Here is a 20,506-nt window from a genome sequence, read left to right as displayed (position 1 = left end):
AACAATAACTTTTAAACCATAATGGACGGTTATACCTACCGTTGCCCACAATTATGAAAAACGTACTTTCAATATTATTAGTAGGATTATTAGCAATTTCTTGCGGTGTGAAAAAATCATCCAAAACGCAATTGGAATTTGAAAACGGTTGGTACTTTGTTACGGAATCAAAATCGGAATCTAAAATTGTAAGAAATAATTTTGGAGTAGATTTTATAACAGTGGAACCCAACCCAATAATAAAAGCTTCTGAATATTCGAAAATAGGAATAGCTAGGCCGAATTGGGGCGGAAAAGAAATGACCATAATTGAATTGGTTTATGACGGAATTGCAAAAGAAAAATGGGCAAATGCAACTGAAAGAATGTCAAAAACTAATGAAAAAGTAGTGTTTATTTACAATGATAAATTTATCACAACAGCTTCGGCATTCAGAAGAATGGATAATGGATATGCGAGCGTGTCGAATGAAAATTTTAATGAAAAAATGCTGACTGAAATTATAACCGATTTAAAAAAACAAAAATAACTGTGGGCAACATTATATAACCGCAGTTACGGCGGTTTCAACTACATAGGAATCTACTCAGATTTGCTAACGTTTATGCTAAACCAAAAATTAATTGCTAATTTGCACGCTTAAAACCCTATACAAGACTTATATCTGCAAGCAAAATTGATATTATTTTGATGTACACAATTTCTTCTATAACAATATTTATCTCATTATTTTTAGCGTTCTACTTATTCACGGTTAAAACTAAGATTAAAGTTAGTAATTATCTTTTTTCAATATTTTTAATTCTGACTGCTATAGATACCAGCGGAATTATATTTGACAAGCTAGCATCAAAGCCATATAACCTTATTATTTTTAGAAGTACATTTTCTTTTTTACAAATACCTACTTTATACTTATATATAAAATCTGTTTGCTATTCTGATTTTAAGTTAAAACCAAAACATTTAGTACACTGTATTCCTTTTGCAATTGGAAACTTACTATATATGCCCAGATTTTACCTAGTTGAAACTGCAGATAAAATAAGTTTTTTAAAACAGCATAAATATATGTTTGAAATACAACTCAATCATATAATTTTTCATATGCAGTTTGTATGCTACATTATTGGAATTTTTATGTTGCTAAGAAAAATTAAAAAAATCTACTTAGAAAACTACTCTGGAGTTAGTGTTAAAACATACGATTGGTTATTTCAATTTATAGCCACATTATCTTTTTTATACACCATAGCATTATTAAAAAACATTATTAAATTTTCTCAATTTTCTGCCATCTCAAGCCATTTTAAAATAGGAATACACCTCATCTTATTTCTTTTAATTTGTTGGTATTTATATAAGGCTTTAAATAATCCAGAGCTTTTTAAACAAATAAATTCTACTTTAAAGCCTATAAAAGAAAGTATTCTGCCAGAGGGATTGAATAATGAAATTCCGCAGTATGAACAAGAGAATATTGAGAAACTAAAAAACCATATGAAAAACCACAGACCATTTCTTAATCCTTCTTTAACCATTCAAAATGTTTCAGATGATATAGGAATTCCTGTTAAAGAGCTTTCTATTTTAATAAATCATAAACTAAACCAACATTTTTATGATTTTGTAAATTCTTACAGGATAAATTATGCTAAGAATTTATTGAGTGACGCCACGCAAAAAAAGCGTACAGTTCTAGAAATTTTATACGATTCTGGTTTTAATTCCAAATCATCCTTCAATACTGCATTCAAAAAAGAAACTGGAACAACACCAACATCTTATCGTAAAATGTTTACAATAAGCTAATTGTAGATAATCGGTCGTTTTTAAAAAAAGATTCGAACCAAAATAAAGTAAAAAATGCGTTCGAATCTTTTTAATCGGTCGCATAGGTTTAATTGCTTTGTCAAATTTGTCTCATAATTTAAAATTAAGAGATATGAATAAACATTTAAACATTTTAGCAGTAGTATTAATTAGTACGTTTTCTTTTGGGCAAAACTTAACCAAAAAAATCGATTCAATAATAAAAGATAATTACCAAAAACACTCTGAGGTAAGTATTAGCGTAGGTTATATCTATAACGGCCATGAAGATTATATAAGTTATGGAAAAATAAGCAAAGAAAATTCTATAGATGTTGACAAAAACACGGTATTTGAGATTGCGTCTGTAACAAAAGCCATAACAGGAAATTTAATAGCTCAAGCAGCAAATGAAGGAAAAATTAAACTAAACGACTATATAGAAAATTATCTCCCAAAAGATTTTGTTTTGCAAAAACAACTGAGACGCAAAATAACGGTATCAGATTTAGCTTCTCATCAATCAGGATTAGATGATATTGATTGGAAAGAGTTATTCAGTAAAAACCCTCAAAATCCACTAAAAGATGTAACCAGAGCAACTTTTATTGATATTTTTAATAATTGTAGTGCCTTGCCTGATTATGGCACATATCGTTACCATACTATTGGCTTTATATTATTGGGTGAAATATTAGAAAACACATACAAAAAGAGTTATGATGAAATTGTACGTGAGAAGTTAATAAACCCAATAAAAATGAAAAACACTTTAACAAATGAGTTTGATATTAAAAATATAGCAACGGGTTATAATAATAATGGAGTTAAGCAAAATCTAATGTCTTGGAATTCAAGTGCTGCTGCAGGTTTACTTAAATCTTCTGCCACAGATATGGTTAAGTATTTAAAAGAAATATTAAATGAAAACTCTAATATAGCCAAGGCAAGTATATTGACAGAAAAAATATTTTACAAAGCAAAAAAAGGACCCAGAAAAATAGGTTTAGGAATTAATATTTATAGTGACGAAAACAACACTTTTTTCCGAAAAACAGGAGATACTATGGGGCAATCTTCTATTATCTGTTACAATAGAAAGAACAACTGGGGGGTAATTATTCTAATTAATCAACAAAACTCCAAAATGAGACAAGAATTGTGGAATAAAATTTATGAGACTATCTTAAAATAAGGTGCCAATAAAACCAAAAAGTAACACGGTATAAAAAACTTAGAGCAGCATAATATTGTTTTAAAGGAGTGCTTATATCCGCATAATAACCAAATGTAAAATCTCTTGTTAAACTATTAAAGATAAATAAAACATTAACGGATAAATAGATATTAAATGTGTTTCTTAATAAGAACGTTTGTAAGATAAAAGTCAATTTTTGAAATAAATAGTAAATTTTTAATAGAATAAGTAACTAAGGTTAACAAATAGTTTGTTGCTTGTTTCTGCCTACTTCTAAATCCGGAAGGCATTGAGACCCGCACACTTCCTATGAGTGATTTATTTGTTAACTTTAGTGCTTTAACTATGCTAATAACCATACACAAAACCATTCGCAAAATTACAAAGCCTACAAACAATACTAATCTCAGGCCTTACTCCCTCACTCTCCTATCTGTTAATTTTTTAACACCGAATATAAATTGAAAAACCACGAATATACATTGGTGGTTACTTTAGTATTAAATAATCTTAATATTTAGACTGTTAAAAATTTGAAAAGATTACAGTTATGATTAAGAGTACTCACATATTAAGCATAGTGTTCTTATTTGTTTGTTTTTCTTGTAAAAAAGCCATTAGCCCACAAAAGGACCAAACTAGTAATGAAAAAAAAATATTAGCAAACGATGAAGCTTCTATAATTAGTGCTGCCAAAACAGCAACAAAAAACACTGTAGATTTAGACATAATATCTTCAAAAGGAGTATCTATTATGAGTAAGCATATAGTTACATTTGATTTTGGTGATGATAATTTTTTAGATGCACTAGTGTTCTGGGGGTTTAAAAATAACTCAGACAATTCATTTTATAAATCAAAAATTTTATTCTTAAGAAATAATGGAAAAGAACTAATAGCTACAGATTCTTTAACTTCTACAAGCAAATACATAATACCTTCACAAAGCAAAACCTTTTACTCTAATAGAGGTGATGGTATTATAATTGAAAAATACTCTTCTGATGCTTACGGAAAACTATCAGATACTATTAGCAGTAGAGGAATAGTTATTTATCTTAAAAATTCATTAAAACTTGATTATATATCAACCAACGATATCAAGTTCAACTTTACAAGAACAAACCATTGGAAATACGTATCAGCAAAAAAAGGTCTTTATTGCAGAGATCAACCTGGAAAAAAAGGAAAAGTAATTCATACATTAAGTTACGGAGAAGCTGTTAACGTTATCCGAAGAACAAATAAAAAATTAACAATTTATAATGAGGATATAAATGGATACATTACTGGAAACTGGGTGTGTATAAAATTAAATACAAACAATACATATGCTACTGAAGGTTATGTTTTTAATGGTTATTTAACAGACGACAATCCTAATTAAAACACAGTAATTAATAAAAGTTATTGCTAATATATTAAGGCTTAAGTATAAAGATCTGTCTATTTTTAGATTTGTGTTTTTAAAAATAAGACGTTTAGACTAAGTGCAAAATTAAATAGTTATCATTTTCTATTAGCTACTTTAAATAGCCAAAGCCCTTGCCATACATCATATGAAAAAAATTACACTTTTTATATTACTAATTTCATTTCTTGGCTTTGGTCAAAGAAAAAGAAAAGTAATTGACAGTATTCACTTAAAAAGATTGTGTGTAGAATATCCTGGAATTACTTATATACCAAAAATTTTGGATGAATTTAAAAGGTCTGAATACGTATTTACAGGAAAAGTTATAGAAATTATACGAAAAGAAACACTTCAACCATCAGACTTAGATGAAAACGGACCTACTGACTTTCGTCCTATCCAAAATTACTGGTATGTTTTTGAGGTAACGGAATTATTTAAAGGAAAAAAGAAAGACCAAATTAAAATATTTGCAAGAATTTATAGTAGTATATCTCCATTATTAATGCTGGATAAAGAGTACCTTATTTATGCAAAAAAAGTAACAGAAAGAGAAGAAAGATTTTTACACCAATCTTATCCATATATTTATTGCGGAGACAGGTCTTGCCATATAAAGTATGCAAAAAATGATGTTATTGAATTAAGAAAGTTAAGTAAAAAGTAATGCATATTTATACACTATATTTTATACACAAGACCCTAAAAAGTTAATTTAAGTTAGAACAATTTAAAAGCTAAAAATATGAATTTTAAAAAACACAAATCAAAACTATGTTTAATAGTTCTTTTATTTGCTTTATACTCTTGCAATAATAAAACTGAAGAACAACAACTTCAAATTAATAATTTACAAAGACAATTAACAGCTAAAGACTCTATTATTAATGTTATATCTGAGGATTTAGACAAATCGAACCATAAAATTGAAAATAGTAGCGCTGAAATTTTAACTTTAGAAAACCAAATTAACGCAGAAACTCTAATTAGTTTTACGGGTGATTATACTCCAATTATAAATACCAAAAACTTTATAAAATTTGCTTTTAAATCTCATGATCTTGATCATATAAATATTATGACAAGTATATGGAGCAGTCAAGCGTTGGTAAATAGAAAAATTCTTGGAAAAGTAAACCCCTCCCTAGATCAGTTTTCTGTTGTAAATCATATCTGGAGTAGTATAGATAGGAGTCCAGAGAACTTAGAGAAACTTATAACGCCTAAAGAAAAACAAGTACTTTATTTATTATTTAAAAACAACAATTTATACAAAGACTCAGGTGCGTCGTCAATAGTAAAAGCCTTATTAACTGCTTATACTGAAATAGAAAATAATGAATCTATAAGGTATGAAAACGACTTAACCAACAAAATGTATTCTCAAGACCCAGACGCAGATAACTATTGGGATGTATATGAAGAAATTGAGAATACAATTAATAATTTTGCCAGCGAAGAAGTTAAAGATATTTTGTCTGATGAAAATTACTCTTCTAAAAAAGACCAAGGCAGTAAATTAAGCAACAGAGTGTTTTTTGTTTATTCATTTTGGATAAGAAGGTATAAAGAAAAGAATCAAACACTAGTTTATAATTTACTAAAAGAACTTCACCAAAACGTATCTAAGGAAAGCTCTAATCCTTTTTAAAATATTCCATTGTATTTGTGTCCTAAATTAGGCGCTTAACCTCTTTACTAACCATATACGAATAGGTTAGCAAATATTAAAAAAATGAAAAAAAGAAGATTAAACATACTTACATTATTTCTATTATGTAGCTTTTGTTCGTATAGCCAAAATATAGTAGACCTATTTTATATGTTACCTGAAGAATATACAATTTTAGGTAAACAAGAACGAAAATCTTTAGTGAAAAATAAAAAAATATCGGATGGTGAGATGAATCAAAATATCTTTATTGATAAAAAAAATGGTTATTTATCAATAAAGACTTCTTTCGATTCCAATATTAATACAGAAATTAGATTTGAAATGTGTTACTGGAATTTTGAAAATAAAAAACTGATTGCTATCTCTACTTATGGTGGAAATACAAGAACATATAGTTATGGTCAAAGTGATTTTAAATTTTTTATCTATGATAATGACCTAAAAATTTCAGACAAACCTATATTCAAAGAGTATTATCCAAATTTAGAGGTAACAAAAAGGTTAATAATTACTGATTTTTATTCTAAAATGACTCGTAAACAAATTTTAGAATACGAATCTCTCCATCCTTCACTTACTTTTTCATTACCCAGAAAAGGGAAAAATATAGAAATCAAATATGAAAATCAAAAATCAGAAAGTGATTCTGGACCATTCTTTGATACACCTACAAAAATTTTAAAATGGAATGGAGATGGAACATTTAGCGAATAACGTTTGCTAATACCGTATGTAATTTATTTCTAGTGCTCCCCTCCTTTAGAATCCCGAAGCGTAGGGGCTTGCGGATTTTCTGCATATTATTTATTTGTTAACTTTAGTGCTTTAACTATATAAACACATTAGCACACATAAATATGAGTGAAAAACTTAACAAAATTAAATTAGAAATTGATAACTACGCAAAAAATTCTAATTTAACTGAATTACAAATAGTTGAAAAATTAGAAAAACATTACTTTAATAAAAAAGTAAACGATAATTTAAAACTCTATAAAAAACGAAAGAAAAAAGTAAGTGAAATTACAAAAGACCTGAAAATATCTCCCCGAAAATTTTATGCAATTTTAGAAAAAAAGAAAATAGCGCATAAAAAATATAAAAAAGACTAAAGCAACAAGAGCAAAAGTATTCCTAAAAGTTTTTGATTTTAGTGTATTGCAATGCAAAAAAGTTTTAAAATGTGAGTAACAATATATGAAATCAGAAAACACATCTGTTTTTTATCAATCTAAAAAAGAAAAAGCTACACTATTGCTTGTGTTAACTGTTCTTCTTCTAGTTTTTATAGTGCTATCTGTACTTACAATAACTATGTTTCTGAGTTTTTTTGATGGCAAAACTATAACTGATAAAAAATCTATATTTTTCTTAATATTTATGTCTATTATATTGCTTTCTCCTGTAGTAATTTCAATTTATTTACTGCTAATGATTTACAATCAGTTTAAACAAAATAAAGTAATATGTACAATTAACAATAACAATATTTACGTTTCTGACTACGCCACCTGGATAAGAAAACCAACAACCATTCTTGCCAATACAAAAATTCCACTCTCTGATATTAAAAGTGTAGAAACCAAAAAAGTACTTTTTAAAACCATTATAAAGTTAAATTTTACTCTAGATAAATACAATATGCTTAAAGGAAAAATAAACTCCTCTTTAAATAGAATATCTGCTAAAGACAAAGAGTTTTTTAAAAGTAGAATTGAAGCTATACTTAATTACAACCAGAACATATGAATGCCCTTGTTTTAGACAAAACGTTTACCAAAGAAGACTATAAAACAAACAGGTTGGCTCTTGCAGAGTATGATAACTGTACTTTTGTAGAGTGTAATTTTACAGAAGCATACTTGTCTGATAATAATTTTATAGAATGCACATTTATAGAGTGTAACTTTACCAACGCAAAAACTAAAAACACTTCTTTTAACAACGCTACATTTAACAATTGCAAGTTGCTAGGTGTACAGTTTACTAGCTGTAATCCGTTTTTATTGTCTTTTACTTTTAATGATTGTAATTTACAGCTGGCATCGTTTTACAAGTTAATAATAAAAAAAACACTTTTTAATAACTGTAATTTAGAACAGGCAGATTTTTCTAAAGCAACATTAAATGAGGCCATTTTTAGCAATTGTAATTTAAAAAATACAGCTTTTAATACTACTGTTTTACATAAAACAGACTTTACAACGGCTTATAACTTTGTTATAGACCCAGAAAATAATGCCATAAAAGGAGCTAAATTTTCTAAAGATAGTTTGTTTGGCTTACTCACAAAATATAAAATTAGTGTTAGCTAAATTTCACATAACAGTTTTATTTGTAACTTGTTAAACATAAAACCATTAAAAAGTTACTTATAAATTTGGAGACTAATTGCTTAGAATGCGGAAAAAAACTTGTTGGTAGAGCAGATAAAAAATTCTGTGAAGACTATTGCCGTAATGCTTACAACAACAAAATAAATAAAGACAGTAAAAACCTAATTAGAAACATAAACAATAGGCTGCGTAAAAACTACCGTATTTTAGATAGTTTTACACTTACAGAAGGCAAAACTAAAACTACACGTACAAGGCTTATAGACAAAGGTTTTGACTTTGAGTTTATTACCAACACCTATACCACCAAAAAAGGAACTACCTATTTTTTTGTGTATGATCTTGGTTATTTACCCTTAGATAATGATTTTTATATGATTGTTAAACGCGAGTAGTTTTATTCCTTTTTCTCATAAAACATATTAATTTGTTCTAGCGCTTCTTTTATAACATCATAATGCAATTCTGCATCCATAAGTTTGTTTAGTTTTAGATCTGTAATATCAAACAAACCTGTAGAATACACTTTTGTAATTCTGTCTTTTTCAATAATAGCGTAATTATTATTGTAGCCACTTACAAACCAATCTCTCTGGCTTAAATTATACAAATCTTGACCCATACTATAATCACCAATAGGATTTTTTACACCCATATAATTTTTCATTAATGTAGGTACAATGTCATAATGTAACGAAGTTGTTTTGTATTCTTTTGCTGCTTTAGAAGCATCAAAAATAAACGTAGGCACTTGTATTTGATATTTGGTAAAGTTACCTCCGTGAGACCAGTATCCTTTTTTGTTATCATCTAATTCTTGTCCGTGATCACCTGTAACCACTATAATAGTAGACTCCAACAAGTTTTTTTCTTCTAATGCTTTTAGTACATCACCCACCAAATCATCTATATAATACACTGCGTTTTTATACCTATTAAAAAACATTGTATATTTTTCTGTATCATTAGAGTCTAAGCCTAAATAGTTTACTTCTTTAGATGATGGCTTAAATTTAATATCATAATCTTTAGGGTAATCATACCCGTGAGCAGCATCATAAAACAGAAAATCAAAGAAAGGAGTTTCTCCATCTTTTTTATCCAAATTAGCAATCCATTCTTCAGTTATTTCGGCATCTCTTGCAGATGGTGAGTCACCGTTAGAAGACAATCTTAAATTAGGAACAGCACTAAAAACATTTTTATCAAAAGGAGGGTTTTGCACGTTGGCACTACCGTAAATTCCAATATCATAACCTTGCTTTAAAAACTCATCTATAAAAACAGGAGAGCGCTCTAACTTGGTAAATTGTTCCCAATACAAGCCTGTAAAGCCATAAAACAGAGAAAAAATACCACCATCTGTACCATTAGACCCACTAAAGTGCTTTTGAAATACCTGCGACTTTTTAGATAAATTGTACATATTTGGACTAACAATACTATCCATACAGTCAAAACGCCAAGAGTCTAAGGTTATAAAAAGTATATTCTTTTTAACTCCAGGAGCAACAGATTCTATTTTATGTAAAGGATATACAATAGAATTGCTTGTTGTAATATTATATAAATCTCTGTTTTTAATAGCCTTTTTTGGATCTACCACATTAATTTTTGCTAAAAAACGTTTTGCAGTTAAAGGGTGAAAAAGAGGGTACACACTAGCAATTTGAGTTACCGGCCTATAGTAACTAGCATCTGCCCACATATACACCAAATGTGTACAAACAAGTGATGTAAAAAACACCACGCACATAAGCTTAATCCTTAAATTAAATTCTTTATTCACAATTAGCTTTCCTAAAAACAAAAATAAAAACTGAATCCCTATTAAGGCCAATACAGCTAGAATAACACTAAAAAAAGTGGTGTGTGAAAACTCAAATATATCTGTAGCTTTTTTTCCAAAAACCAACCTAAAAACAAAGGGAGATAAATGATATCTAAACTGACTAAAAACAATACTATCTAACTTTAAACCTAATAAGAATAAAGTAGACAACAGCACAAAAAAACATTTGGTTAGTATCTTTTTCTTTGTAATAAAAAAGACCAATGCACTTAACAAAAACACAGGAGTTGTTAATAGAATAAAATGACTAACAGTAGATAGTACAACATATACTTTTGAAACAAAATAATCTGCAATTTCTACATATTTTAAATATGTTCCTGCAATTATAAAAACAATAATTAAGTTAAATAAAAAGGCAATGAATAATTGTTTGTAAAACTGTTTGTTATTTTTCATTCTCTGTAAGGTAAAACGCTTCTTTAGTGTTGTAAGATGCAAACTTAACAAAAATATAATTTTAACTTATTTCTTTCTTTTTACACCTACACCAAAAGACCTGTGTTATTTAGTTACCAACAAGTTATAATATTAAAGTAAAAAAATAGGCGTGCGTTACAAAACACACACCTATTTATAGTACTAAAACTTACGTTTAAGTTGTTAAGAAATTATAGTTCCTTTTTTAATCTTTTTAACAAACACTTGCTTACCTATAAAAATAAATATCACTGAAAAAATAAGTAATACAACTACTTTTAATAAAACCGAACTATTTATTGGTGGCTCGTATGTAAAACTAGGAAGTTTTTTATAATCGTTAGTTGTAAAATTCTTATTACCATACAACATAGGCTTAAAAAAGTTACGCCATTCTTTAGAAAACAAAGCAACCTGATTTCTATAACTCTGGTAATGAGTTGTAGAGGTATGCGCCAAATTATTAAAGCTTTGCTGCATAAGTATGGCAGGGGAACTATATTGCCACAATCTTACCCAATTTTGCTGTTTTGTTAGCTGATCTTCATAAGAGCTAATTAAAGGCTTTAACTCCTCTTCTACCAACTCTTGAGATGCTATATATTTATGCCAAAAAGAATAATTACTATTCCCGTCTTTAGATGCATACTCAGGATGATCTCTTAAAAAATTATCCAATATTTTATCTTGTTTGCTAGATAATTCTTCTTTTAACTCTCTAACCTCAGTAATCATTTTAGTTCTAGATGGTATTGGGTAAAAAGAGTTTGCCAATTGCCCAACTACCGCCGGAATAATTAAAATTACAAAAACCCAAATTGCTAATAAACTTACTGCATTTTTAGCCGAATTATTAACCACTAGATTAACTAATAAAACAATAGTAAACCAAAAAAGTATATAAGCACACACTAAACTTATTAGCTGTAAAAATGCTGAGAAATTAGTTTTAAAGTCAAACCCAAAAAACAATAACGTAATTGTAATAACAGCAAGAGTTATTAAGGTTAACCAAAAAAATCTAAGCGCTGTTTTTTGTACTATCCATTGGTAAATAGATATTGGCTGAGATGCCAATAATTTTAAAGAGCCATATTCTTTTTCTTCAGATAATATATTATAACTAAACGCAATAATTATTAACGGCAATATATAAATAATTACAAAAGACAAATCAAAAGAACCAAAAAGTAATTGTATTGGATTTGCAAGCTCAGAGTAATCTAAACTAAAACTATCTCCATACGCACTAGGTTTAATAAAATGCGTAAAAAGATCGCTCTGCCCTGTAGAAATAAATGTTAAGGGTGCTACAGGAATTGCTGCAACCCTAGGATAGTTATAAGCTACATTCATTGGAGCATTAGGCATTCTCCTTGGGTTAACACTTACCTGCAGACCACTTTCTATAGAGTCTAACACCAATGCCATTGCAGCGTCGTTAGTATTTGACTCTAGCACAACATTTTTTAGTTCCTGTGTGCGCTCTTTAACTTTTTCTTTTCCATTGTAACCTGCAAATAAAACTACAATTAAAAGTAGTAATGATAACAGTAAAAGCCATCTGCTACGTAGCAACGACTTTAATTCATATTTAAAATTATATCTAAACATTTTAATATTTTTTATTGGTGAAAAACAATAGTGCAGCAGTAAATACAAACCAAATTATAAGCACAGAAAACACGCTTGTATTTTGTCTGTAAACTTCAGAAAAAGTTGGACTCTCATAATTAAACTCTTCTAACTTACTCCATGTGTCTGCTGGTGCTACGTAACGTTCGTTATATTTAGCATTTTTCTCTGTAGTGCCATTTAAAAATCGCTGTACACCTACTCTATATTCTTCTGCTGCTTCTGTAAAAGCCCAGTGAGACTCATAATCTGTATTGGCAATTGCCATAGATAAAAAACGAGTTGGTAAAAATGGAGAAATTGTAGATAATGACTTGTACACTCCACCTTGCTTTTTAGCTTTTTCCTTTAAAAGACCATAATGTTTAGCATATACTTGAGCTTGGTACTCTTCGCTCTTCTGCATTAAAAACGCATTAAAGTTAAAAGGCAATTTATGTACACTATCTACTTTATATTCTTTTAAAGTTTGCTCTCGCAGTTTTTGAGATTCTTCATTCCAAGGGTTATGTCCGTCTAAACCTTGCTTGCTCTCGTTAGCAATTTGCTCATTAAACTCTTGATGAGATGGATAAGGATATTTAGCATCTGCCAAATTACTAGCTACTTTAGGTGCCACAAAACAAGCTAAAACCCAAAACACCAAATTAATTACAAGTGCAATACCAGATTTTTTTACTTTAGATGATATAAACAATACCACGTTTGTAAATATTAAGTAGTACAACACATATACAAAATACAAGGCCAAAATCTCTTTCCACTCAAATAAACCAAAGTCATTTAAACTTGTTAGTGCTACAGCTGCTACAACAAATAATACCGTTGCAATTACCAATGTAGGTATTAAGGCAGCAAGCCATTTACCAATAAACAATTTCCAACCAACAACACCTTGACTTTTTAGTATAAAAAAGGTACTTCCTTCAATCTCTTTTGAAAAAATATTATACCCAATTAAAATGATAATTAAAGGGATAATGTATAGCAAAATAAAATCTGGTGTTAAAGCTCCAAACCTAGACAGTGCTGTTTGGTCTGCAGCATCACTAAAAGCAGCTTCATTTCTATTATGAGCTTCTAAAAAAACAGAAATACCTGTATATTTATCTACACCTTGATCTATTAAAGACAATGGAGATTTAGGCTTAAAAACATAATTTCCGTAGTGTGCAGCAGAATGCGGATTTTTGGCTCCTTGAGACTCCCAAACTTTACGTTCATTAGCCTTAGCTTCATTATACTGTGCTGCCGTATTTTTATACTGTTTAAATGTCACAAAAAAGGCTACAACGGCCAATACAAATACTATTAGAGCAGAAATTTTAAAGCGTCCGTCTCTAAAAATTTCTTTTATTTCTTTTTTTACAATGTAGCGTATCATACAGCAGTGTTATTTAAGGTCATAGTCTCTAAATACACTTTTTCTAAATTTTGCAGTGTAATTTCATCATTCCTAAAATAATGCTTTAAAACGCCTTGTTTCATAATACCAATATGCGTACCTATTTCCTTGGCTCTAAAAATATCATGTGTAGCCATAAGTATGGCTACTTTGGCGTTTTTCATACGCTTTAATAATTCTCCAAACTCGTTACTAGATTTAGGATCTAAACCAGAGGTTGGTTCATCTAACAACAATACTTTGGCTCCTTTTGCAATTGCTAATGCAATGCCTACTTTTTGCCTCATTCCTTTAGAGAAAAACTGTACACGCTTATTAAAAGCTTCTTGTTGCAAACCTGCTTCCTCTAAAAAGGTTTTTAGCTCTGCTTTTGAAAAACTTTTACCACCTATACCCAAAAAATAATCTAAATTTTCTATAGCTGTTAAAGTAGGATAAAGCATTAAATTTTCTGGAATATACGTTAAGTATGGCTTCGTTTTTTTTGGGTTTTTTACCACGTCTAAACCATTAATATAGGCGTTACCAGATGTAGGCGCTATAAAATTTAGCAGCAAATTAATAGTGGTAGATTTTCCTGCTCCGTTAGCACCAAGTAAGCATAATATTTCTCCTTCTTTAATTTCAACATTTAAATTATCTAAAGCGGTAAAATCGCCATATTTCTTGGTTAAATTAGTTGTTTTTATCATTTTTTATCTTGTTGTGATTTTATATATTTTAATACTGTTTTTATAAAAACATACAATAAATAATAGCCGTTAATATGCTATAGTGTGTTTGTATACAACAACACATAACATACTTATACAAAACAACATACCAACAAATTAAATTGGTATTATTTGTTTACAACACTGTATTATTTTTTGTGAAAAATTACGCTATTAAGCTTGTAGAAGGTGGTGCCCTGAGCGGACTGTTACTTAAAAAATAGAAAAATGTATATGGCTCTACATATGCTGTTTTTAAATAATGCGTTGATGTTTCCTTTTTAATTTGAAGCTTATTTTCATAAGCTACAACAATTTTAGATAACTTAAACTGATGATAAAGCAAACAGTCATATATAGCTGTAGTAAATTCAGTATTCTCTAGCAGTAAAGAATTATGATCTACACTCTTAGATTCTAATGTGGTGTAATGATTGTGATTGTGAGGTTCTAAATAAGTATGAAAAACATAGCTTACCTGACTTACAAAAAATAGCAAGCAGAAGAATATAGCAATATGTTTTTTAAAGAATCTCAAGAGATATATTAATTAAACCTAATTACAAATTTGCATGCCAAAATAGACAATAAAACATAGTGCCATTTTTTAATTTTGTTAATTTTTTCTAAAAAACTAATAAAATGACAACAAAATGAAAGAATATCAACACAATTATTAAAATGAAGAGGTGTATTTTATAATATTATGTTAAAAATGAGGTTTACGTAAAGAATAAATAACAAAAAAATGGTTTCTGGGGACAGAAACCATTCATATAAAAATAGAAATCATAAGGTACGCTATTTATAATTTTGCCCATTTAACTTTAATGCTGCAACAACTACATCTTTTCTACTAATTTGCCCTACTAAAATATCATTTTTAAGCACAGGTAGTCTACGCCTATTGTGCTTTACAAAAATACCTGCAGCGTCAAAAATACTTATGTCTGGAGAAATAAACTCTACATCTCTGGTCATAAAATTTTCTACACTTTTGTTTAATATTGGCTGATTAAAATAGCGACTCTCCGAGATTTGTTTCATACAATCTGCCTCAGAAATAATACCTACCAAAAATCCGTTATTATCCAAAACCGGCCCACCAGAAATATTGTGCTTGGTAAACAGCTCCATAACTTCTAAAATAGACTGGTCTGGTTTAAACGTAATAAGTTTTTTAGTCATATAATCCTCTACTAAAATTGGTGCTTCAAATTCCTTTTTAATGGTCTTCCGCACTCCTTGAAAGCTTTTTATTCCCATAATATTTGGTTTTAGGTTAATCTTAAACTTAGTGATTTTTAATGAATTATCTAAATAAATTGCATTAAAAGCACCAAATTTGTATAATTTTAAGGTATCAATTTGGAAATACGCAATAAAATGAGCAAAATAGCAAGAGTTTTAATCTTATTACTTTTAGTACTAGCCACTTACCTAAGTTTTAGCACTATAATGCCAACATATAAGGAAGATAGTAGCGCTACTAAAACATCTTTCTCTACAGACAGGGCATTAAAACACGTTGCAGAAATTAGCAAAAAACCACACGCAATAGGTTTTAAAGGGCATACCGAGGTAAAAAATTATATAATTAATGAATTAAACAAACTTGGTTTAAAAACTACACTACAAGAAGGTTACACTGCTGGTGATTGGGGAAATTTATCATATGCTAGCAATATTTTAGCAAAAATTAAAGGAGAAAATAGCAACAATGCTTTGTTGCTGCTTTCGCATTATGATAGCAATCCACATTCCTCATTAGGCGCTAGTGACGCAGGTAGCGGCGTAGCTGCTATTTTAGAAAGCGTACGTGCCTACTTAGAAGAAAATAAAACCCCAAAAAACGATATTGTAATTTTATTTTCTGATGGTGAAGAACTTGGCTTAAATGGAGCTGAACTTTTTGTAAATAAACATCCGTGGGCAAAAGATGTTGGTTTGGTTTTAAATTTTGAAGCTCGTGGTAGTGGCGGCCCTAGTTATATGCTTATTGAAACCAACCAAGGGAATAGCAGATTAATTGAAGAATTTACCGCTGCCAACCCAGAATATCCTGTTGCAAATTCTTTGGCTTATAGTATTTATAAAATGCTTCCTAATGATACCGATTTAACTGTTTTTAGAGAAGATGCAGATATACAAGGTTTTAATTTTGCTTTTATAGATGATCATTTTGACTATCATACAGAGAAAGATAATTATGAGCGTTTAGACAAAAATACTTTGGCACACCAAGGAAGCTACTTAATGCCGTTGTTACAACATTTTGCAGATGCAAACTTATCAACCTTAAAAACCAATGAAGACGCTATTTACTTTACCGTTCCTGTATTTAAAACAGTGTCCTACCCTTTTAGCTGGATTTGGCCAATGTTTGCTATTGCTGTTCTACTATTTATAACACTACTTATATTAGGTTTTAAAAATAAGAAACTAGATGCCAAAGAAATTATAGTTGGCTTTGCTCCGCTACTTATATCCTTACTTATTACGGGCGTAGTTGGCTATTTTAGTTATACCGTTTTAAAAATTATTTACCCACAATACAAAGATATTCTACACGGCTTTACCTACAACGGCTACACCTACATAGCAACATTTACTCTTTTGACTTTGGCTGTATGCTTTTACGTTTACCATAAATTTAAAAAACTAAAAACACCAAATTTAGTAGTTGCGCCAATATTTATATGGCTTGTAATTTCTGGTATGGCTGCAGCATTTTTAAAAGGCGCCAGTTACACAATAGTACCTGTATTTGCCCTATTAGTGTCTTTTATGATTGTTAGCAACCAAAAAAATCCAAATCCTTTTTTACTATTCTTTTTAACCTTACCGCTATTAGCCATATTTGCTCCTTTTGTAAAAATGTTTCCAGTTGGTCTTGGTTTAAAAATGTTGGTTGCAAGTACTGTTTTAACAACACTTTTATTTATTGCTATTACGCCAATATTTGGCTTTTACAAACATAAAAACAGACTTGCATTACTTTGTCTATTGTTAAGTTTAGGTGGTTTTGCAAAGGCACATTTAAAGTCTAACTTTACAAAAAATAATGCCAAACCTAGTAGTTTACTTTATGTATTAGACGTTAACAGCAATACTGCTAAATGGGCTACTTATGACAGTTATTTAACAGAGTGGACGGCACAATATGTAAACAATACAAAACAAAACCACAGCAATTGGCTAGCAATACAATTAGCAGTAAATACAACTCTAACTTTACATATGTTACTAATGCTCCAATAAAAAATATACTTGTACCTAAAATTGAAAAAACAGTTGATACACTTATAAATAACCAAAGACATTTAAAAATTTGTATTACGCCGCAGCGTAATGTAAACCGTTTAGATATTTATAAAAATAATGTAGCTTTAGCAAAAGCCACAGCAAACGGAGTATCATTGCCTGACTACTCTTTATTAGATACAACAAATAAGTTTATAACACATTACATTAGCAATAACAATTACACAGAAATTAGTTTAATTTTGGAGCCAAATGCACCTTTAGAACTTACTTTTTACGAGGCCTCTAATGATTTGCTAACCAACCAACATTTTAGTATACCCGCAAGACCTGTAAATGAAATACCTATGCCTTTTGTTTTAAACGATGCAATACTAATTACAAAAACAGTAAAATTTTGAATAACAAAATAGCCGTATTTGGCTGCGGATGGCTGGGTTTACCTTTAGCCACTTCATTGCAAAAGCTAGGATATAAAATTAATGGCAGTACTACTACTAAAGATAAATTGAGTCTCCTAAAAGAGCTTTCTATAATGCCTTTTTTAGTTGATTTAAATGATAATGACTTTACTACACAATTAGATGCTTTTTTAAGCAATGTAGATATACTCATTATCAATATTCCGCCAAGAATGAAAACTGGAGACGCAAGTAGTTACCTTGCTAAAATGAAAATTGTACATAAACAATGTAAAATTACAAACGTAAAAAAAGTAATTTTTGTTAGCAGCACATCTGTTTATGGTAATTTAAATGGGGACATAACCGAAAAAACCACACCTAAGCCCCAAACAAGCGCCGCAAAACAATTAGTAGCAATAGAACAGTTATTTTTAAATGATAGTAGCTTAAAAGCTACTATAATACGTTTTGGAGGCTTAATTGGTCATGGTAGACATCCAATTAATCATTTAGTTAAAAAAAATGAAGTAACTAATGGAAACTATCCTATTAATTTGATAGATATTACAGACTGTATTTCAATTATAGAGCTAATAATAGAAAAAAACTATTGGAACGAGATTTTTAATGCTGTGTACCCTAATTACCCGAGCAAAGAAGAATACTATACCCAAATAGCTCATAACAAAGGACTTAAACCTCCAGTGTTTACAAGTGATGAGAGCAATTCTGGCAAGAAAGTTATTTCTTACAATTTAATTTTTGTTAAATTTTACAATTTTGTGACATCAGTTTAACATACTTTCACAACACTTTTTTAATGTTTCACAACAAAGGCATAGACCAAGTGTTAATTATAAACGCTGATTAACAGGCTTTTGCAGATTATTTGGTAAATTAGAGGTATCAATTAATCAAAAAATAGAATGAAAAATACAGATATTAAATCAAGGATAGAAAACAACATCTATAGTTTAATTTCTTCTACATGTTCACAAAGAATAGATGATAAATCTAGAGCGTTACATACTGCAATTATTAAAAAACACTATAACGCCACAGAGGTAACTATAGATTACTTTAGAAAAAGGTTAGATATGGATTTAGTAATAGACGATACGTTTTACAATCCTAATACTATAAACACATACCTACCTACTTTTAAAGCAAACTTTTATTATTTAGATTTACAAGACTTTTTACGATCTTGTATAGAAAGGGATGACAGAAGCATTGCTTTTTATGCCAGCTTATTAAAGTCCTTAAATTTTTTGGATGAACAGCACAAGCTACTTAAAACTGCTTAACAAGTAAAGTACATACATAAAACAAAAAAGACCGCAATTGCGGTCTTTTTTTATATTGTAATTACAGTGTATTAAAATGCATAGTTTAAACCTAGCATCCAAAAAGATTGTAATTTATTATCTACGTTTTCAAAATCTGGAACTGCTTGTGCAGGAACCGCAGTAGCATCAAACTGACCTAAAGCATAGTTTAAAGCTTCTTGTTTGTTGCTTCTTAAACCAAAATCAAAACCAACACCAATCATTTTCCAAAGTGTATACCCAAAAGAGTTTGTCCAAGTTACGTTAGACAAGTCTGAGCTTTTGTAGCTTTGAAACATTGACAAGTTAGACTTAAAGTTTACTGCACCAATTTTTTTAGTGTAATCTGCAACTATTTTAGCACCTAAAGAAGACTCAAAAACAGCGTCGTTATCTGCAAAAACAAAGTTATAGTTTAATGGGTGTATTACCACTACTAAATCTTGTATTGGAGTCCACGTAGCACCAACACCTAAATCTAAGTAACCAGGATCATTAAAGTTATTTAATATAGTAGTTCTGTATTCTGCTAAACCAGATATAGCAAATTTCTCAGACAACTTACGCCCATATAAAGATGTTAATGTAAAAACATCTGTAGTACCTTCAAACTTATCACTATCGTTAGGATTATCTTTATCATCTAACTTTACCCAAGCAAGGTTAACGTTAGCAGAGTTTCTCCAGAAAAATTTATCTTCTTTTAAATTGGCATATGCATTAACTGTAAAACCAATGTTACCAGAGTTATTGTTTGGAGAACCCTGAGCGTACCAGTTATCAAAACTAGAGATAGTACCACCAATAGTACCAAAAGCACCCATTTTCCAACCTGGCATAGCGTCTAACTTAGCTTGTATAGCTCCAATTCTTGCTTGTATTGCAGCAACAGAATCTTTTTTAACTGCTTGCTCTGCTTTTAATTCTTCTTCTGTTTGTGCAAAAGATACAGTTGCAACAAATAATAATGCTGCTGTTAAAACAATTTTCTTCATTTTATAGTTTTTTTTAATGGTTTAATGAACCGCAAATGTAAGTATAGTTCTTTA

General features: G+C 29.5%; 22 protein-coding genes. 15 read left to right on the top strand and 7 right to left on the bottom strand.

The genetic code is table 11. From position 1 onward, the window contains the following. The first annotated feature begins 53 nt into the window (after positions 1-53). The 11 genes from BFJ87_RS05195 (at position 54) to BFJ87_RS05140 (ending at position 8,831) form a co-directional block, all read left to right on the top strand. Positions 54-530 (top strand): hypothetical protein, encoded by a 477-nt coding sequence (locus tag BFJ87_RS05195; RefSeq protein ID WP_077400950.1) that lies wholly within the window; start codon positions 54-56, stop codon positions 528-530. Positions 531-1,009: 479 nt separating this feature from the next. Beyond that, positions 1,010-1,813: a helix-turn-helix domain-containing protein gene (locus BFJ87_RS05190; RefSeq protein WP_245799590.1), complete on the top strand. Its 804-nt coding sequence runs from the start codon at positions 1,010-1,012 to the stop codon at positions 1,811-1,813. Between the two features lie 133 nt (positions 1,814-1,946). Next, positions 1,947-3,008, top strand: coding sequence for a serine hydrolase domain-containing protein (locus BFJ87_RS05185; RefSeq protein ID WP_077400944.1), 1,062 nt, complete (start codon positions 1,947-1,949; stop codon positions 3,006-3,008). A gap of 553 nt (positions 3,009-3,561) precedes the next feature. Next, the gene (locus BFJ87_RS05175) at positions 3,562-4,398 is read left to right on the top strand and encodes an SH3 domain-containing protein (protein WP_077400938.1); all 837 of its coding nucleotides are present in this window, start codon (positions 3,562-3,564) and stop codon (positions 4,396-4,398) included. A 172-nt stretch (positions 4,399-4,570) separates the two neighbouring features. After that, positions 4,571-5,092 carry a hypothetical protein gene (locus tag BFJ87_RS05170; protein ID WP_077400935.1) on the top strand — a complete coding sequence of 174 codons (522 nt, stop codon included), beginning with the start codon at positions 4,571-4,573 and terminating at the stop codon, positions 5,090-5,092. Between the two features lie 78 nt (positions 5,093-5,170). After that, entirely contained in the window at positions 5,171-6,076 is a 906-nt protein-coding gene (locus tag BFJ87_RS05165) for a hypothetical protein (RefSeq protein WP_077400932.1), read from the top strand. Positions 6,077-6,160: 84 nt separating this feature from the next. Beyond that, entirely contained in the window at positions 6,161-6,814 is a 654-nt protein-coding gene (locus tag BFJ87_RS05160; RefSeq protein ID WP_139344210.1) for a hypothetical protein, read from the top strand. Between the two features lie 143 nt (positions 6,815-6,957). Next, positions 6,958-7,212, top strand: coding sequence for a hypothetical protein (locus BFJ87_RS05155; protein ID WP_077400926.1), 255 nt, complete (start codon positions 6,958-6,960; stop codon positions 7,210-7,212). An 85-nt stretch (positions 7,213-7,297) separates the two neighbouring features. Then, the gene (locus BFJ87_RS05150; RefSeq protein ID WP_077400923.1) at positions 7,298-7,849 is read left to right on the top strand and encodes a hypothetical protein; all 552 of its coding nucleotides are present in this window, start codon (positions 7,298-7,300) and stop codon (positions 7,847-7,849) included. Next, complete coding sequence (locus BFJ87_RS05145) at positions 7,846-8,415, top strand: pentapeptide repeat-containing protein (protein WP_077400920.1); 570 nt, start codon at positions 7,846-7,848, stop codon at positions 8,413-8,415. The genes BFJ87_RS05150 and BFJ87_RS05145 overlap by 4 nt, the downstream gene beginning before the upstream one ends. A 65-nt stretch (positions 8,416-8,480) precedes the next feature. Next, complete coding sequence (locus tag BFJ87_RS05140) at positions 8,481-8,831, top strand: hypothetical protein (protein WP_077400917.1); 351 nt, start codon at positions 8,481-8,483, stop codon at positions 8,829-8,831. Between the two features lie 2 nt (positions 8,832-8,833). Here the strand turns inward: BFJ87_RS05140 and BFJ87_RS05135 are convergent, their stop codons facing one another. The 6 genes from BFJ87_RS05135 to BFJ87_RS05110 form a co-directional block, all read right to left on the bottom strand. Next, positions 8,834-10,687 (bottom strand): DUF3413 domain-containing protein, encoded by a 1,854-nt coding sequence (locus BFJ87_RS05135; protein WP_077400914.1) that lies wholly within the window; start codon positions 10,685-10,687, stop codon positions 8,834-8,836. Positions 10,688-10,891: 204 nt separating this feature from the next. Beyond that, positions 10,892-12,322: a DUF3526 domain-containing protein gene (locus BFJ87_RS05130; RefSeq protein WP_077400911.1), complete on the bottom strand. Its 1,431-nt coding sequence runs from the start codon at positions 12,320-12,322 to the stop codon at positions 10,892-10,894. Between the two features lies 1 nt (position 12,323). Beyond that, positions 12,324-13,727: a DUF3526 domain-containing protein gene (locus tag BFJ87_RS05125; RefSeq protein WP_077400908.1), complete on the bottom strand. Its 1,404-nt coding sequence runs from the start codon at positions 13,725-13,727 to the stop codon at positions 12,324-12,326. Next, positions 13,724-14,440, bottom strand: coding sequence for an ABC transporter ATP-binding protein (locus tag BFJ87_RS05120; protein ID WP_077400905.1), 717 nt, complete (start codon positions 14,438-14,440; stop codon positions 13,724-13,726). Before BFJ87_RS05120 ends, BFJ87_RS05125 begins: the two co-directional genes overlap by 4 nt. A gap of 187 nt (positions 14,441-14,627) precedes the next feature. Continuing rightward, the gene (locus tag BFJ87_RS05115) at positions 14,628-14,999 is read right to left on the bottom strand and encodes a hypothetical protein (protein WP_139344209.1); all 372 of its coding nucleotides are present in this window, start codon (positions 14,997-14,999) and stop codon (positions 14,628-14,630) included. Between the two features lie 263 nt (positions 15,000-15,262). After that, a complete protein-coding gene (locus BFJ87_RS05110) occupies positions 15,263-15,727 on the bottom strand; it encodes a CBS domain-containing protein (RefSeq protein WP_077400900.1) in 465 nt (154 codons plus the stop codon). A 120-nt stretch (positions 15,728-15,847) separates the two neighbouring features. Between BFJ87_RS05110 and BFJ87_RS05105 the strand changes: the two genes are divergently transcribed. The 4 genes from BFJ87_RS05105 to BFJ87_RS05095 all read left to right on the top strand — a co-directional run bounded on the left by BFJ87_RS05105 (position 15,848) and on the right by BFJ87_RS05095 (position 19,436). Continuing rightward, complete coding sequence (locus tag BFJ87_RS05105) at positions 15,848-17,722, top strand: M20/M25/M40 family metallo-hydrolase (RefSeq protein WP_338064785.1); 1,875 nt, start codon at positions 15,848-15,850, stop codon at positions 17,720-17,722. Beyond that, the gene (locus BFJ87_RS17145; protein ID WP_338064784.1) at positions 17,656-18,126 is read left to right on the top strand and encodes a hypothetical protein; all 471 of its coding nucleotides are present in this window, start codon (positions 17,656-17,658) and stop codon (positions 18,124-18,126) included. The genes BFJ87_RS05105 and BFJ87_RS17145 overlap by 67 nt, the downstream gene beginning before the upstream one ends. After that, a complete protein-coding gene (locus BFJ87_RS05100) occupies positions 18,123-18,926 on the top strand; it encodes an NAD(P)H-binding protein (RefSeq protein WP_077400897.1) in 804 nt (267 codons plus the stop codon). The genes BFJ87_RS17145 and BFJ87_RS05100 overlap by 4 nt, the downstream gene beginning before the upstream one ends. Before the next feature lie 129 nt (positions 18,927-19,055). Beyond that, positions 19,056-19,436, top strand: a complete 381-nt coding sequence (locus BFJ87_RS05095; protein ID WP_077400895.1) for a hypothetical protein — start codon at positions 19,056-19,058, stop codon at positions 19,434-19,436. A 71-nt stretch (positions 19,437-19,507) separates the two neighbouring features. Here the strand turns inward: BFJ87_RS05095 and BFJ87_RS05090 are convergent, their stop codons facing one another. Continuing rightward, complete coding sequence (locus BFJ87_RS05090; protein WP_077400892.1) at positions 19,508-20,452, bottom strand: DUF3078 domain-containing protein; 945 nt, start codon at positions 20,450-20,452, stop codon at positions 19,508-19,510. Positions 20,453-20,506 lie beyond the last annotated feature (54 nt).

This window comes from Cellulophaga omnivescoria (genome assembly GCF_001999725.1).
Taxonomy (GTDB): Bacteria; Bacteroidota; Bacteroidia; order Flavobacteriales; family Flavobacteriaceae; genus Cellulophaga; species Cellulophaga omnivescoria.
Note: the sequence above shows the minus strand (reverse complement) of the source record. Positions and strands in the feature narration are given on the sequence as shown.

Excerpts from the sequence above, each read along its gene's own strand:
- BFJ87_RS05195 (WP_077400950.1), top strand. The coding sequence starts at position 54 with ATGAAAAACGTACTTTCAATATTATTAGTAGGATTATTAGCAATTTCT.
- BFJ87_RS05190 (WP_245799590.1), top strand. The coding sequence starts at position 1,010 with ATGCCCAGATTTTACCTAGTTGAAACTGCAGATAAAATAAGTTTTTTA.
- BFJ87_RS05185 (WP_077400944.1), top strand. The coding sequence starts at position 1,947 with ATGAATAAACATTTAAACATTTTAGCAGTAGTATTAATTAGTACGTTT.
- BFJ87_RS05175 (WP_077400938.1), top strand. The coding sequence starts at position 3,562 with ATGATTAAGAGTACTCACATATTAAGCATAGTGTTCTTATTTGTTTGT.
- BFJ87_RS05170 (WP_077400935.1), top strand. The coding sequence starts at position 4,571 with ATGAAAAAAATTACACTTTTTATATTACTAATTTCATTTCTTGGCTTT.
- BFJ87_RS05165 (WP_077400932.1), top strand. The coding sequence starts at position 5,171 with ATGAATTTTAAAAAACACAAATCAAAACTATGTTTAATAGTTCTTTTA.
- BFJ87_RS05160 (WP_139344210.1), top strand. The coding sequence starts at position 6,161 with ATGAAAAAAAGAAGATTAAACATACTTACATTATTTCTATTATGTAGC.
- BFJ87_RS05155 (WP_077400926.1), top strand. The coding sequence starts at position 6,958 with ATGAGTGAAAAACTTAACAAAATTAAATTAGAAATTGATAACTACGCA.
- BFJ87_RS05150 (WP_077400923.1), top strand. The coding sequence starts at position 7,298 with ATGAAATCAGAAAACACATCTGTTTTTTATCAATCTAAAAAAGAAAAA.
- BFJ87_RS05145 (WP_077400920.1), top strand. The coding sequence starts at position 7,846 with ATGAATGCCCTTGTTTTAGACAAAACGTTTACCAAAGAAGACTATAAA.
- BFJ87_RS05135 (WP_077400914.1), bottom strand. The coding sequence starts at position 10,687 with ATGAAAAATAACAAACAGTTTTACAAACAATTATTCATTGCCTTTTTA.
- BFJ87_RS05130 (WP_077400911.1), bottom strand. The coding sequence starts at position 12,322 with ATGTTTAGATATAATTTTAAATATGAATTAAAGTCGTTGCTACGTAGC.
- BFJ87_RS05125 (WP_077400908.1), bottom strand. The coding sequence starts at position 13,727 with ATGATACGCTACATTGTAAAAAAAGAAATAAAAGAAATTTTTAGAGAC.
- BFJ87_RS05120 (WP_077400905.1), bottom strand. The coding sequence starts at position 14,440 with ATGATAAAAACAACTAATTTAACCAAGAAATATGGCGATTTTACCGCT.
- BFJ87_RS05110 (WP_077400900.1), bottom strand. The coding sequence starts at position 15,727 with ATGGGAATAAAAAGCTTTCAAGGAGTGCGGAAGACCATTAAAAAGGAA.
- BFJ87_RS05105 (WP_338064785.1), top strand. The coding sequence starts at position 15,848 with ATGAGCAAAATAGCAAGAGTTTTAATCTTATTACTTTTAGTACTAGCC.
- BFJ87_RS05095 (WP_077400895.1), top strand. The coding sequence starts at position 19,056 with ATGAAAAATACAGATATTAAATCAAGGATAGAAAACAACATCTATAGT.
- BFJ87_RS05090 (WP_077400892.1), bottom strand. The coding sequence starts at position 20,452 with ATGAAGAAAATTGTTTTAACAGCAGCATTATTATTTGTTGCAACTGTA.